This window comes from Leucobacter sp. (assembly GCF_053528595.1).
Genome location: NZ_JAIVPF010000025.1, coordinates 130,456 through 144,532 on the forward strand (window position 1 = coordinate 130,456; position 14,077 = coordinate 144,532).

14 protein-coding genes and 1 tRNA gene are annotated in these 14,077 nt (G+C 70.4%); 5 read left to right on the forward strand and 10 right to left on the reverse strand.

Going from position 1 to position 14,077, the window contains the following annotated elements; all coding sequences use genetic code 11:
* The first annotated feature begins 85 nt into the window (after positions 1–85).
* The 4 genes from ACWKZU_RS05030 to ACWKZU_RS05045 all read left to right on the forward strand — a co-directional run bounded on the left by ACWKZU_RS05030 (position 86) and on the right by ACWKZU_RS05045 (position 3,822).
* Positions 86–1,408, forward strand: a complete 1,323-nt coding sequence (locus ACWKZU_RS05030) for an MFS transporter (RefSeq protein WP_449281301.1) — start codon at positions 86–88, stop codon at positions 1,406–1,408.
* Positions 1,409–1,449: 41 nt separating this feature from the next.
* Positions 1,450–2,721 carry an ArgE/DapE family deacylase gene (locus tag ACWKZU_RS05035; RefSeq protein ID WP_449281302.1) on the forward strand — a complete coding sequence of 424 codons (1,272 nt, stop codon included), beginning with the start codon at positions 1,450–1,452 and terminating at the stop codon, positions 2,719–2,721.
* A gap of 56 nt (positions 2,722–2,777) precedes the next feature.
* On the forward strand, positions 2,778–3,164 hold the full coding sequence (locus ACWKZU_RS05040) for a DoxX family protein (RefSeq protein WP_449281303.1): 387 nt from the start codon (positions 2,778–2,780) through the stop codon (positions 3,162–3,164).
* Positions 3,165–3,294: 130 nt separating this feature from the next.
* Positions 3,295–3,822 (forward strand): TspO/MBR family protein, encoded by a 528-nt coding sequence (locus tag ACWKZU_RS05045; RefSeq protein ID WP_449281304.1) that lies wholly within the window; start codon positions 3,295–3,297, stop codon positions 3,820–3,822.
* Positions 3,823–3,856: 34 nt separating this feature from the next.
* Here the strand turns inward: ACWKZU_RS05045 and ACWKZU_RS05050 are convergent, their stop codons facing one another.
* The 3 genes from ACWKZU_RS05050 to ACWKZU_RS05060 form a co-directional block, all read right to left on the reverse strand.
* Positions 3,857–4,756 carry a phosphatase PAP2 family protein gene (locus tag ACWKZU_RS05050; protein WP_449281305.1) on the reverse strand — a complete coding sequence of 300 codons (900 nt, stop codon included), beginning with the start codon at positions 4,754–4,756 and terminating at the stop codon, positions 3,857–3,859.
* 122 nt (positions 4,757–4,878) lie between these two features.
* A tRNA-Pro gene (locus tag ACWKZU_RS05055) sits at positions 4,879–4,952 on the reverse strand.
* 63 nt (positions 4,953–5,015) lie between these two features.
* Complete coding sequence (locus ACWKZU_RS05060) at positions 5,016–5,381, reverse strand: GntR family transcriptional regulator (RefSeq protein ID WP_449281306.1); 366 nt, start codon at positions 5,379–5,381, stop codon at positions 5,016–5,018.
* 180 nt (positions 5,382–5,561) lie between these two features.
* Here ACWKZU_RS05060 and ACWKZU_RS05065 point away from each other — a divergent pair, with 180 nt between their 5' ends.
* A complete protein-coding gene (locus ACWKZU_RS05065) occupies positions 5,562–6,704 on the forward strand; it encodes an LLM class flavin-dependent oxidoreductase (protein WP_449281307.1) in 1,143 nt (380 codons plus the stop codon).
* 35 nt (positions 6,705–6,739) lie between these two features.
* Here the strand turns inward: ACWKZU_RS05065 and ACWKZU_RS05070 are convergent, their stop codons facing one another.
* From ACWKZU_RS05070 to ACWKZU_RS05100, 7 genes are read right to left on the reverse strand one after another with little or no spacing between them, the layout of a single operon-like run.
* Positions 6,740–7,837, reverse strand: a complete 1,098-nt coding sequence (locus ACWKZU_RS05070; protein ID WP_449281308.1) for a C45 family autoproteolytic acyltransferase/hydolase — start codon at positions 7,835–7,837, stop codon at positions 6,740–6,742.
* 31 nt (positions 7,838–7,868) lie between these two features.
* Positions 7,869–8,936 (reverse strand): endo-type 6-aminohexanoate oligomer hydrolase, encoded by a 1,068-nt coding sequence (locus ACWKZU_RS05075; protein ID WP_449281309.1) that lies wholly within the window; start codon positions 8,934–8,936, stop codon positions 7,869–7,871.
* Complete coding sequence (locus ACWKZU_RS05080; RefSeq protein ID WP_139770729.1) at positions 8,933–9,703, reverse strand: ABC transporter ATP-binding protein; 771 nt, start codon at positions 9,701–9,703, stop codon at positions 8,933–8,935. The genes ACWKZU_RS05075 and ACWKZU_RS05080 overlap by 4 nt, the downstream gene beginning before the upstream one ends.
* Positions 9,703–10,524 (reverse strand): ABC transporter ATP-binding protein, encoded by an 822-nt coding sequence (locus ACWKZU_RS05085; protein ID WP_449281310.1) that lies wholly within the window; start codon positions 10,522–10,524, stop codon positions 9,703–9,705. Before ACWKZU_RS05085 ends, ACWKZU_RS05080 begins: the two co-directional genes overlap by 1 nt.
* Entirely contained in the window at positions 10,521–11,393 is an 873-nt protein-coding gene (locus ACWKZU_RS05090) for an ABC transporter permease subunit (RefSeq protein ID WP_435907713.1), read from the reverse strand. The genes ACWKZU_RS05085 and ACWKZU_RS05090 overlap by 4 nt, the downstream gene beginning before the upstream one ends.
* Positions 11,390–12,361, reverse strand: a complete 972-nt coding sequence (locus ACWKZU_RS05095; RefSeq protein ID WP_363746611.1) for an ABC transporter permease — start codon at positions 12,359–12,361, stop codon at positions 11,390–11,392. Before ACWKZU_RS05095 ends, ACWKZU_RS05090 begins: the two co-directional genes overlap by 4 nt.
* A gap of 6 nt (positions 12,362–12,367) precedes the next feature.
* Entirely contained in the window at positions 12,368–14,011 is a 1,644-nt protein-coding gene (locus tag ACWKZU_RS05100; protein ID WP_449281425.1) for an ABC transporter substrate-binding protein, read from the reverse strand.
* Positions 14,012–14,077: the final 66 nt, after the last annotated feature.

Genomic DNA, 14,077 nt, shown 5'->3' on the forward strand with positions numbered 1-14,077 from the left:
ACGTCGATGATGCCTTGCCCGAGCGGTCCGGATTCGATGCCGCCTCAGGACCGCACCGGGTGTCACTCTCACGATCGGAACACGGATGTCTCAACTGCAGGATCACCCCTCGGCACCGACCACCATCAGCGGAGCCGACGCCGGCCGGATCGCGCGCGCCGCGTTCGTCGGCACGGCTCTCGAATGGTACGACTACTTCCTCTTCGGCACCGCCGCCGCGCTGGTGTTCAACCGGCTGTTCTTCACCGAGCTCGACCCGACCGCGGCGCTGCTCGCCGCGTTCGCGACCTTCGGTGTGGGCTTCGCCGCGCGCCCGATCGGGGCACTGCTCTTCGGCTACATCGGAGACAAGATGGGTCGCCGGCCCGCACTGCTCATCACGATCGTGATGATCGGTGTCGCCACGGGTCTCATCGGGCTGCTTCCCGACTTCGGGAGCATCGGCCTCGCAGCGCCGATCCTGCTCGCGGTCCTCCGCCTGGTGCAGGGCCTCGCTGTCGGCGGCGAGTGGGGCGGAGCCGTGACGATGGCGGTCGAGCACGCACCGGCGGAGAAGCGCGGCCGATTCGCGGCCCTGGTGCAGATCGGCTCCCCGGTGGGCACCCTCCTCTCCTCCGGCGCGTTCGCGGTCGTGCTGCTGCTCCCTCCGGAGAGCTTCGACTCGTGGGGCTGGCGCGTCCCCTTCCTGCTCGCGTTCCCGTTGCTCCTCGTCGCCCTCTACATCCGCGTCAAGGTAGAGGAGTCCCCGATCTTCGAGGATCTCCTCGCCCAGGAGGAGACCGCGAAGGTTCCCGCGCTCGAGGTCTTCCGCTACGCCTGGGGTCGTCTGATCGTCGCGGTTCTCAGCGCGCTGCTGGGCGTCGGCGGCTTCTACATGATCACCACGTTCGTCGTCTCCTACGGTGCGAACACCCTGGGCGTGGACCGCCAGGTCATGGTCAACGCCACGCTCATCGCCGCGGTCGCGCAGATCTTCATGACCGTCTTCGCCGGCCGCCTCGCCGAGCGCGTCGGCCCGGGTCGCGTCACCATGTGGGGCGGGATCCTCACCGGGGTCGCCGCCTTCCCGCTGTTCCTGCTCATCGACACCCGTTCCCCGGTCGCGATCACCCTCGCCATCACCGTCGGAATCCTGCTGGTCACCATCGCCTACGCCGTTTCCGGCGCCCTCCTCGCGGAGCTGTTCCCGGCGAAGCTGCGCTACTCCGGCGTCGCCCTCGGCTACAACATCGCCGGCGCCACGAGCGGCTTCCTCCCGCTGATCGCCACCGCGATGCTGACCGTCTCGAACAATGCGTCCTGGGGTGCCGCCATCATCCTGATCGCGATCTCGCTGCTGACCGCCATCGGCGGCTTCTTCGGCGAGCGGCTGCGCGTGAAGGACAAGCCGATCGTCGTCGACGCCTGACCTGCGCACACCGCCAACCGAGAAACCCGGAGGACTCACACATGATCTCGAACGACCTCGCGGAGAGGATCCTCGCCGCCGTCGATGCTCAGTTCGATGAGCAGCTCGCCGCAACCGCCGACCTCGTCGCGTCGCCCTCGCTCAGGGCGGGCGAGGAGCCGGCCCAGGATCTCATCGAGGGACGCCTGCGCGATCTCGGCTTGGAGGTCGATCGCTGGACGATCGCGTCGCCGGAGCTCGAGGCGCACCCCGGCTTCGGACCGTCGACCGTCGACTACACCGCCATGACCAACGTGGTCGGCACCTATCGGCCGGAGCAGGAGCTCGGGAGGTCCCTGATCCTCAATGGCCACATCGACGTGGTACCCGAAGGGCCCGAGTCGCAGTGGTCGCGCTCCCCCTGGGATGCCGAGATCCGCGACGGCTGGATGTACGGGCGCGGGGCCGGAGACATGAAGGCCGGCCTCATCTCCAACCTGTACGCGTTCGACGCCATCCGGAAGGCCGGCCTCGAACTGACCGGTCGCGTGCATCTGCAGTCCGTCGTCGAAGAGGAGTGCACGGGCAACGGCTCCCTCGCAGCGCTCCTCCGCGGGTACGAGGCGGACGCGGTCATCATCTCCGAGCCGGAGGAGGACGCGCTCGTGCGGGCGAACGTCGGAGTGCTCTGGTTCACGGCCCGGGTGAGCGGCAGCCCCACGCATCCGCGCGAGATGGCGAACGGCTTCAACGCGATCGATGCGGCATACGAGGTCATCGCGGCCTTGCGCGAGATCGAGGAGGAGTGGAACCGGGATCGGGCGAACCACCGGTACTTCGAGGATCTCGATCACCCCATCAACTTCAACATCGGCGGCATCCGCGGCGGCGACTGGCCGTCGAGCGTTCCCGCGTGGTGCGAGCTCCGCGTCCGCGTCGCCACCTATCCCGGCACCACCGCGGACGAGGCCTGGGGCGAGATCGCCAGCTGCGTCGAGCGGGCGGCCGCGGGATCCTCGTTCGAGGTGCAGCTGATCCCTGACGGCTTCTACGCGGAGGGCTACGTACTCGAACCCGGCAGCGACGCGGAGGGGCTGCTCGAGCAGACCCACGAGGCCGTCTTCTCCGAGGAGCTCACGTCGTTCACCACTCCCGGCTATCTCGACGGCCGGGTCTTCGTGAACTACGGGAACATGCCCACCCTGGTCTACGGACCGGTCTCGGAGAACATCCACGGCTTCGACGAGCGGGTGAGCATCGAGTCCGTCCGGAGGTGCACGAAGTCCATGGCTTTGTTCCTCGCTTCCTGGTGCGGCGTCGTCGAAGCGGGCTAGGAGAAGCCTCCGGATCGCGGCACGCGTGCGGCTCGTCGACCCAGCATAATGGGGCCATGAGCACCCATCGCGGCAGACGCTTCACGAGAACGCTGCTCGGCACCGCCCTCGTCTTCGCGGGCGTTTCGCACCTGACGTTCGCCCGGAAGGAGTTCCGGGCGCAGGTCCCCGACTTCGTCCCCCTCGATCCGGACACCACCGTGGTGGCATCCGGCATCGCCGAGGTTGCCCTGGGCACCGCCCTTGCCGTCGCCCAGGGCAGGCGATCCCGTCGAGTCGGCGCGCTCGCGGCCGCATTCTTCGTCACGGTCTTCCCGGGCAACATCTCCCAGTATGCGCACCGCCGCGACGGATTCGGCCTCGACACCGACGAGAAGCGGCTGGCGCGTCTGTTCTTCCAGCCGATCCTGGTCGCACTCGCCTGGTGGTCCACCCGAAGCTGAACGCTCGCTCGAGCGGTCTGCACCGCGGCTTCGGGGTGCGCGCGCTGATCCGTGCGGCGCCGCGAGCGGCGCGGCAAGGCCCTGGCGGCGGTGCGTGCGGGTTGATACGGTGGCAGACCACGACGAAGGGATGAGACCTGTGGAGACCCGCCCGAGCATCGCCCGTCAAACCGTCGCGCTGTCGGCTTTCATCGCGATCGTCGCGCTGGTCGCGTTCCTCGGCTCGCTCGCGTCCTCGTCGAACGTGGACGGCTGGTATGCAGGCGTGGAGAAGGTGCCGTGGGATCCGCCGAACGCGGTGTTCGGGCCCGTCTGGTCGGTCCTGTACCTCCTGATCGCACTCGCGGGTTGGCTGATCTGGCGCGCGGGCTACCGGCCCGGGAGACCGAACGCCGCCCGCGGGGCGCTCACCTGGTTCATCGTTCAGCTCGCGCTGAACGGCCTGTGGACGCCGGCGTTCTTCGCTGCCTACCCGGTCCTCGGCGAGCCGGCATGGTGGGTCGCCCTGGCAGTCATCGTGGCCCTGATCGGCGCCGTCGTCGCGCTCGCGCTCGCCGCGCGCCCGTGGTCGAGGATCGCGGCCTGGCTGATGGTGCCCTATCTCGCATGGCTGGTCTTCGCCACGACCCTGAACATCGGGATCATCGCGCTCAACTGAGCGTCGCTTCGAGCACTGGGTCGCCGGAACCGCCTCAGCGCGCGGGCGGCGCCACCTCGAGTCGGTGCCAGAACCCCCAGTGCACGAGACCGGCGAGGAGGGACCCGCCGAAGGCCAGGCAGGTCGCAGCGAGGTACACGTTCCACTCGACGACGGGATCGCGCAGATCCTGACCGACCGCGGACATCGCGAGGAACAGGCCGAGCGCCGTGATCATCGCCGCAGCCGCAGAGCTCAGCATCACGAGCACGACCCGCCCCGGGAAGGCCCGGCCGCCGACCCTGCGCATCCTCCCCACCCGCATCAGGATGAGCGCGGCGGCGCCGCCGAGCGCGAGCGCGACCAGGTCGGCTCCGAGCGTGTCGGAGAGCCGATGCCACTTCGCGGTGAGCGTGTAGGTGCCGATTCCCGTCGCCCAGGTCATCACCACGAGCATCGCGACACCGCGCCATCGGTACGGCACCACGAGGAACACCGCGACGAGCACGGTCATGGCGATGGTCGCGTGCCCGGAGGGGAACGAGTTGCCCGTGTAGTCCCCGACCACCGGCACGAGCTCGGGCCTGGGAAGGATGAACCGCTTGAGCGACTGCGTGACGACCTGTCCGCCGACGATGACCCCCACCGCGATCGCCGCGAGCAGCGGCTGCCGACGGAGGAGACCGATCACCCCGACGGCGGCCGTGGCCGCGGCGAGACTCCACACGGTGATCTCCGCCAGAGCCTTGCTCGCATCGCTCTCGCTGAGCGGGTCGACCTGGTCGGCGCCGCGGAGAGCCGCGTTCTCGAAGGCCTGGCCCGCGGGGGTCAGCACCGCCACCGCGTAGACGGCCGCGAGCATCAGCACCGACAGCATCACGAGCAGCCACCATCGCAACGACGACGGCTGCTCCACCGCCGCGTTCTTCCCCACCGCCGGCTGGTCCGCACTCACAGCCTGCAATCGTAGTCGGCGGGCGACCCCGGAGTCGACTCGGGCGAGCGCGCCCGGGCTGAGCCCCACTCCCCCACTACGACAAAACCCCTGGTGAGATCAGACTCACCAGGGGTTCTTCGTCGGGATGACAGGATTTGAACCTGCGACCCCGTCGTCCCGAACGACGTGCGCTACCAAGCTGCGCCACATCCCGATTGCGTTTTCACGCAGGGATCACTCTATCGCTTTTCCCTCGAACCTAAAAATCGTGCTCGGATCAGAGCGCGCTGCGCACCTCGCCCAGGATCGCGTCGGGACCGAATCCCAGGCTGCGCATTCCCGTCACGTACGCCGCCACCAGCTCCGCCGCGCGCCGCTGGGTCTCCTCGTCGGCGGCCGCGATGGGCGCGACGATGGTCCCGCCCCGCCCCCGCGTGATGAGGTAGCCCTCGGCCTCCAGCTCCCGGTAGGCCCGCGCGACCGTGTTGGGCGCCAGCTCCAGCTCGGCGGCGAGCGCCCGCACGGGCGGCAGCCTCGTGCCCGCGGGGAGTTCGCGATCCATGATCCGCTCGATGAGCCGTCGGCGCAACTGCTCGAAGGGCGGATGCGGATCCTGCGGGTCGATCCTCACGTCGAGATCCATGATCGGCCTCCTCCCTCGAGCTCGATACCGGCGTCATCCCGCCAGGTACCGCCCATCGCTGCGAACAATGTACTGACACGATCCCGGGCGGTCAACCCCGCCGCCGAGCCGCGATCCCGCCCGGAGCGAACGCTCCCGCGCCCGCGGAATACCCCGTGCGCAGCCGCTGTTGAGGCGCACATGACCGATCCCCAGAGCGATCCCGCACAACCGTCCGCGCTTCACCGGCACCCGGATCCGAGAAGCCTCACGACCCCGTCACCGCTCCGAGCGGTCGCGGGAGCGACGCCCGAGCAGCTCATCCTCGGCCTCGACACCTTCGGCGACGTGACGCGCACGCCCGGGGGCGAGCCCGTGCACCACGCGCAGGTGATCCGCGACGTCGTCGAGCAGGCCGTGCTGGCCGATCGGCTCGGCGTCGACGCGATCACGCTCGGCGAGCACCACCGCGACGACTTCGCGCTGAGCAGCCCGGAGATCGCGCTCGCGGCCATCGCCGCGCGCACCGAGCGGATCCTCCTCGGCACCGGCGTCACCGTGCTCTCGAGCGACGACCCCGTTCGCGTCTACGAACGCTTCGCCACGCTCGATGCCGTCAGCTCGGGGCGCGCCGAGGCGATCCTGGGGCGCGGCTCCTTCACCGAGTCGTTCCCGCTCTTCGGCTACGAGCTCTCCGACTACGACACCCTCTTCTCCGAGAAGCTCGACCTCTTCGCGAAGCTGCGCGGCGAGAGCCCCGTCACGTGGTCGGGCAGGCTCCGCACCCCGCTCGTCGAGCAGGAGGTCTTCCCCAAGACCCAGCAGGAGGACGGCGTGCGCGCCTGGATCGGGGTGGGCGGCAGCCCGCACTCGGTGCTGCGCACGGTGCAGGTCGGGATCCCGATGATGCTCGCGATCATCGGCGGCGATCCCTCGCGCTTCCTGCCCTTCGCGAATCTCTACCGGCAGGCCCAGGACGAGCTGGGGCGGGCGCCGATGCCGCTCGGCGTGCACTCCCCCGGCCACATCGCGGCGAGCGACGCCGAGGCGCGCGATCAGCTCTGGCCCCACTTCGAGGCGAACCGCAACCGCATCGGGGCCGAGCGCGGCTGGCCGCGCACCACGCGCGCCGAGTTCGAGCACGAGGCCGACACGGGATCGCTCTACGTCGGCTCGGTGGAGACGGTGGCGCAGCGGATCGCCTCGACCGTGCGCACCCTCGGCGCCGACCGCTTCGACCTCAAGTACGCGAACGGCACCATGCCCCACGAGCAGCTGCTGTCGAGCATCGAGCTCTACGGCCGCGAGGTCATCCCGCGCGTGCGCGAGCTGCTGGCCGGCTGAGCCGGGCCGAAAGCGGCCCGGCCCGAGCCGGGCCCTCAGGCCCGGCGCGCCCCCTGCTCGGCGAGTTCGACCGGCGAACCGGGGAAGTACTCCAGCGCCCCGGCATCCGTGTCCAGCCCCACGGTGAGGAGAGTCGTCCACTGCTCGTGCAGCGGCTCGGCCGGGTCCGGGCGGAAGCAGATCGGGGCGAGCGCGCCGCGCTCCCCGCACATCGCCGCGGCGCGCTGCTCGATCGGCAGGCGGGGCATGCCCGCCCGCTGCTCGGCGAGGTGCGCGAGCCGGGCGTAGGTGGTCGACTTGTCCCGGGTCGCCTCACCGGGAAGCTGGGACTCGGCGACGAAGTTGTTCGTGTGGATCAGCCAGCCGTCGGCGTCGGGCCGCACGACGCTCACCCGCTCGGGGGAGATCTCGAAGCACGCCGCGCGATGCGGCCCATCCGCGCGGGCGACGACGGTGAGCACGGTCGAGGCACTCGCGGGCGCGGACGCGATGATGGCCTCGGCCTCGTCGACGCTCGTCGCCTCGTCGAGCACCCGGCGGGCGATCGCGTGGACGGGCACACCGCCGACTCCCCGGTCGCTCTCGTGGTGCAGGATGTTGAAGTGCACGCCGATCCCCGCGTCGTTCACGCCGATCTTCCCGAGCACCCCGAGCTCGGTGAACATCGTCACCCGCCCCACCGCGCGCTCGCGACCGTGCGGCGCATCCGGAGCGTACGAGAAGACGAGGCCCGTCCGGCACAGGTGGGCGTGCCAGTCCCAGGTCTGGATCGTCTCGGGCGCCGCATCCCCGGGCGGCGCGAACACGGCGGTCGAGCACTCACCCTCGGTGTCGGGCGGAATGACCGCGAGCACCTCGGTGCGGGCGTTGAGCGCGGCGAGCCGCCACAGCGGCACCCCGGCCGCCTCGGCCGTGGCGGCGAGCTCGGCCGCCAGGTTCGGCGCCCAGGCCTCGAGCGTCGCGAAGCAGCTCTCCGCGATCCCGCGCACCCGATCCTCCGGCAGGCCGCGGATCCCGAAGAACTCGAGATAGCCGTCGACCGCGTCGCGGATCCCCTCCCCGAAGCGGCTCCCGATCTCGGCACCCCGGCTTCCCGGATCCGTGCCCGTCACCGTCGCGGTGATGATCTCCACAGCGTTCCTCTCCTGTTCCGGGGCCGGGCCCCTACTTGCCGGCCTCGAGGACGGCGTCCCACATCACCTCGGAGGCGATCGCACCGAGCGCGGTCGCGTTCACCGACAGCCGCCCGCGCGACGACCCCGGGGTCGACGGTAGATCGATCTCGTCGGTGGTGACGGCGAAGAGCGTGTCGCCGTCCATGTCGGTGTGGAACGGCTGGATGCCGCGGTGCATCGAACTGTGCACCTGCTTGGCGAACTGGTTCAGCTCGACGGGGCTCATCCGCACGTTCGTGACGATCGCGCTGATCGTGGTGTTGCCGGCCTCGGTGACGGGCGGGACCTGCTCGGCGAACGCCTCCTGGTAGTCGAACACCGGGTGGCGCCGGACCCCGGTCTGCGCGTCGTAGTTGCCGCGCACCACCGCGCCCGCGCGGTCCACGATCACACCGACCGGGTTCGGCACGACGACGGCGAGGATGCGCACGTCGCCGAGACGACGGAACGCCGCGCCCTGCCCGGTGATCTCGGTGCGGTCCCAGTCCACCTTGCCCGCGGACGCGCTCATGCCCGCGCCCGCCCGCCCCTGCGGGAACTCACCGGGAACGGCGAATTCGAGCGCCGCGCGGCCGAGCGCCTTGTCGGGGTAGACCGCGGTGGAGCGCACCGAGAAGTCGTAGATGATCGCCGACGACACCAGCTGGAGCTCGGCGAAGCCGGTGCGATGCTCGAGGCGTTCCAGGAGCGCGTCGCTCACCCCGGCGCCCGCCTCGAGCCCGTAGACGGATCCGCCGGCCAGGCAGATGGCGTGGTTGAAGTCGTAGCCGCCGGAGAGCCCCACCGCCCCGCCCCGCGCGTCCACCGCGGTGCGGGCGCCGGCGGGGATGTGGATCACGGTCGCACCGGTGGGCCCCTCCTCGTAGTGCGCCGCGCCGATGCTGACCCCGGGGAAGTCGAACCGCAGCATCTCGCGGCCCGTGCTCCTGACCGGCGCGAGATCGAAGGCGTCGTTGCCCGGACCCCCGAAGACCGGAGGGCCGGCCAGCCGGGGTGCGGGATCGACGGCGATCCCGCCGTCGATGTCGGTGAGTGCGTGGACCGGTGTCGTATTCATAGGGCCTCCAAGAGTGTCTGCGAGTAGGGATGCCGGGGGTTCCGGAAGAACTCGTCGGTCGCGGCGGTCTCGACGAGATCTCCCCGGAACAGCACGGCGACGCGATCGGCGACGCGCTGCACCGCGCCGAGATCGTGCGAGATGAAGAGGGCGCCGAAGCGGTGCTCCGCCTGCAGTTCGCGGATGAGCGCGAGGATCTGCATCTGCACGGCGACGTCGAGCGCGCTCACGGCCTCGTCGAAGACGATGAAGCGCGGCTCGGTCACGAGCGCCCGGGCCACCGAGACGCGCTGGCGCTGTCCTCCGGAGAGCTCGTGGGGGTAGCGCTCGGCGAAGGCGGGGTTCAGCCCCACCTGCTCGAGCATCTCCGTCACGCGCTGCCGCTGCTCGGAGCGGCCGAGGTCGCGTCGCGCCACGGTGAGCGGTTCGCGCACCGACTCCCCGACCTTGCGCCGGGGGTTGAGCGACCAGTGCGGATGCTGCAGCACCGCCTGCAGCTTGCCGGCGTTGGCCCTGCGCGACCGGGTGAAGGGGCTCCCGAGCAGCAGCACCTCGCCGGAGTCGGGCCGCTTGAGGCCCAGGGCGACCGAGGCGGTCGTGGTCTTGCCCGATCCGGACTCGCCCACCAGCCCCAGGGTCTCGCCCGGGGCGACCTCGAGCGTCACCGCGTTCATGGCGCGGACGGTCCGCCGCTTCGCTCCCGCCCCGCTCGTGAACGCGACGCTGACATCGCGCAGCTCCAGCACGGGGGTCGTCTTCGCAGACATCATTCCGTCTCCTTCGCCGCGAGATCCGCGCGGCCGGGCATGGCCGCGACCAGCGTTCTCGTGTAGTCCGCCCGCGGCTCGTCGAGCACCCGCGCGGTCGGGCCCTCCTCGACGATACGCCCCTGGTGCATCACGGCGACCCGGTCGCACCAGCGGCGCACCGCGCCGAGGTCGTGGCTGATCCAGATGAGGCTCGCGCCGGAGCGCTGCACCAGGTCGACGATGAGGGTCAGGATCTCGTCGCGCACCTGTGCGTCGAGCGATGCCGTGGGCTCGTCGGCGATCAGGATCTCGGGCTCGCGCGCCATGGTCAGCGCGATCGCGATGCGCTGCGCCATCCCGCCCGACACCTCGTGCGGGTAGAGCCTGAGCACGCGCTCGGGCTCGAGGATCCTGACGCTCTCGAGCAGTTGCGCGAGCGACCCCGGGTCGACCGGCCCGCCGAGCGGCCTCAGTGCGAGTTCGAGCTGGCGGCGGATCCGCATCGTGGGGTCGAGCGAGGCGATGGGATCCTGCGGGATGAAACCCAGCGACTCGCGTCGCAGCGCCCGTATCGCATCGGGCGCGAGGTCCGCGAGATCCCTGCCGAGCACGTGCACCGACCCGGAGGTCACGTGGCAGGCCCGCGGCAGCATGCGGCCGATCGCCTGGGACACGGTCGACTTGCCGGATCCCGACTCGCCGACGATCGCGAGCAGTTCGCCGCGGGCGACATCGAGATCGATCCCGTCGAGCGCTCGGGTCACGCCGAGACGGGTGCGGTACTCGGCGCTGAATCCCGTGAGCGAGACCACCGGGGCAGCGGGGGCGTTCGCGGTCATACGAGGCTCCTTGTCTCGCGCGGATCGAGCCGATCGCGCATCGTGTCGCCGATGAGGTTGATGGAGAGGATCGCGACGACGAGCACCGCGGCCGGGATGAACAGCAGCCAGGGCGCCTGCAGCATGTAGCTGCCGCCCTCCTGGATCAGCAGGCCCAGCGACGAGCGGGGCGGCTGCACCCCGTAGCCGAGGAAGCTCAGTCCTCCCTCGACGAGGATGCCGACCGACAGCGCGTACGTCCCCTGCACCGCGATGGTGCCGCTGACGTTCGGCAGCAGGTGCCGGAAGAGGATCACCGGGGCCGACACGCCGCTGATCTTCGCGGTGGTCACGAAGTCGCGCTTGGCGACCGACATCGCCGCCGCGCTCACCATGCGGGTCATGAGCGGCACCGTGACGAGCACGATGCTGGAGAGCACCGCGGCCTGGCCGGGTCCCACCACCGCCGCGATGAGGATCGCGAGCACGATCGACGGGAAGGAGTAGAGCACGTCGCTCAGGCGCATGATGACCTCCCGCGCCCAGCCGCCCGCGTAGCCGGCGACGAGGCCGAGGATCACGCTGATGACCGCGGTGCACACGACGGCGAGGGTGGAGAGGACGAGCGTGGTGCGCGTGCCCTCCAGCAGGCGCGCCAGCACCGAGCGGCCGAGGGCGTCGGTGCCGAAGGGGTACGCCGCAGAGGGCGGGCTGAGCCTCGGGCCGACGATCCTCGCGGGATCGCCCGCGAAGGGGATGACGGCGGCCGCCACAGCGACGAGCACGATGAGGCCGAGCGCGCAGGCGGCGGCGATGAAGAGGGCGTCGCGGGGCGGGCGGGTCTTGACCGCGCGCTTCCGCTTCGAGAGCGGGAGGGAGTAGGTGGTCATGATCCTGCCTTCCCGGTGACGGCGACGCGCGGGTCGAGCGCGCTCGTGATGAGGTCGAGCACGAGGCTCAGCACGACGAAGACGGCGGCGGCGAAGAGCACGGTGGCCTGCACGACCGCGAAGTCCCGACGGCCGAGGCCGGTGACCATGAACGAGCCGAGCCCCGGCAGGTTGAACAGCGTCTCGATGATGACGGCGCCGCCGAGGAGATAGGCGGTGATGGTGCCGAGCAGCGTGAGGATCGGGATCCCGGCGTTGCGCAGGACGTGATGGCGCACGATGTGCCCGGCCGTCTCCCCGCGCGCGACGGCGGCCGTGATGTGCGGTTCGACGAGCACTCCCATGACGGCGTCGCGCGTCGTGCGCGCGGTCGCCGCGACGCAGAAGACGGAGAGCACGAGCGCGGGAAGCAGGAGCGCCTGGAACGTCGGCCAGAAGCCCGTGCCGATGCTCGCGAACCCGCCGACCTTCAGGCCGAGCGAGAACTGCGAGAACACGAAGATGACGATGCTGCCGAGCACGAACTCGGGCACGCTGATGCCGATGCTCGACACGACGCGGCCGACGGCGCCGCCCTGCTTCGCACCGGATCGCACTCCCGTCCAGATCCCGAGCGGCACGCCCGCGAGCAGCGTCACCGCCATCGCCATGATCGTGAGCGTCGCGGTCACCGGGATGCGCTCGAGCATCTCGCCGGAGACGGAGCTCTGCGTGACGTAGGAGGTGCCGAGCTCCCCCGTGAGCACCTGCCCGATCCAGGCGAAGTACTGCACGAAGATCGGCTGATCGAGCCCGTACGCCTCGGCGAGCAGCTGCCGCTCCTCGGCGGAGGCGAGCGGGCCGAGGATGATGTCCTCGTAGCTGCCGGGCATGAGACGGATCGCGACGAAGATGAGCACCGAGACGCCGAGCAGGGTGATGAGCGCGCTCATCACCCGCCCGGCGGACCAGCGAAGGATCTGCATCATTCGGGACTACTCCCCGGCGATCCGGTAGTCGGCGATGTTGCGGAGGATGTCGCCGTACCCCTCGTTGCTCTGGATCGTCGGGCTCACCGCCGCGGTGTCGAACCCGATGATCGACGGCCGGTGCACGAGCGGCACGATCTCGGCGTACTCGTCGGCGGAGGCGCACAGCTCGGTCAGCACCTCGGCGCGCGCGTCGGGATCGGTCTCGCTCGCACCCTCGGCGATGAGCGCGTTGAGATCCTCGTGCACGCCCGTGAAGCCCACGTTGAAGAAGGCCTGCTCGGGGTTCCACCACTTGGTCACCATGGAGGGATCGGAGTACCCCGCGAACCACCCGATCGACAGATCGAAGTCGCCCGGCTGGGCCGAGAAGACCCGCTCGTTGTAGGTCGCGGTGTCGAACTGCTCGATCTCCACGGTGACGCCGATCTCCGCGAGCTGCTGCTGCACGAGCTGCGCGATCTGCGCCATCACGGGCTCCGAGGTGTAGACGATGAGGTCGAGCGCGACGTCTCCGGCGCCCTGCTCCTCGATGATCGCCTTCGCATCCTCGATCGAGGCCCGCTCGGACGGCAGCTCGTCGACCCGGCAGGCGCCGGGCAGGTTCGAGGGGGTGATGCCGGTCGGCGTCGTCTCGCCCGCGAACACGATGTCGGCGATCGCCTGGCGGTCGATCGCGGTGTTGATCGCGAAGCGGACGTCCTGGTCGTTCAGCGGACTGTCGGGCTTCTGCGAGTTGACGAAGACGTAGTAGAGATCGCTCTGCGTCTGGTTGACGATCCGGAGGCCCTCGTTGCCGCCGAGCTGCGACAGCGAGTCGATGTTGACGAAGTTCGCCATGCCCGCGCTGCCCTCGCGCAGCGCCGCCTGCCTCGTCGACTCCTGATCCACGATCTGCAGCTCGAGGGTCTGCACGGCGAGGTCGTCGCCGCCGTGCCAGCCGGGGTTCGCGGTGAAGGTCCACGACTCGTCCTGACGGTGATCGCCGACGACGTACGGCCCGGTGCCGAGCATCGTCGTCGTGAGGTCGACGCTGCCGTCGTTCACCTCCTGCATCGGGAGGATCGCCGCCGGCGTGTTCGCGAGCGCGGCGAGGAACGGCGCGTACGGGCTGGCGAGCTTCACGGTGACCTGATCGTCGCCGGTGGCCTCGACGGACTCGACGGGGCCCATCTGGCCGGACCACACGCTCATGCTCGCCACCTGGCGCTCGAGGCTGCCGACGACGTCGTCGACGGTGAGCGCGCGGCCGTTCGAGAACGTAGCGGTGGTGTCGATCGTGAAGACGTAGGTCGTGTCGTCCGGCTGCTCCCAGGAGGTGGCGAGCTTCGGCTGGATCTCGAAGTTCTCGTCGGTCGTCACAAGCGTCTCGTAGACCAGCCCCATGATCATCCACGAGCGGGCGGTCTGCGCGGTCTGGGGGTCGAGCCCGTCGGCCTCGCTCGTGTCGTAGTCCAGCTGCACGGTGAGGGCGCCCGTGCCCGTGAGCGCCTCGTCGGCGACCGCGAGGAAGCCCGGCGCGGCCTCCGTCTGCTCGGTGCCGCCCGGCGCCGAGCCGGGCGCGGCGCAGGAGGTGAGGACGCACGCGAGGCTCAGCGCGATCGCGGCGCCGGCGGCCGCCCGGGAGCGGGTTCGTTGGTTGATCAACACCGTGGTGACTCCTTCGACAGTGGTGGTGGCCCGGACCGCGGCGATGCGCTCCGGCCGGCGGCGCCC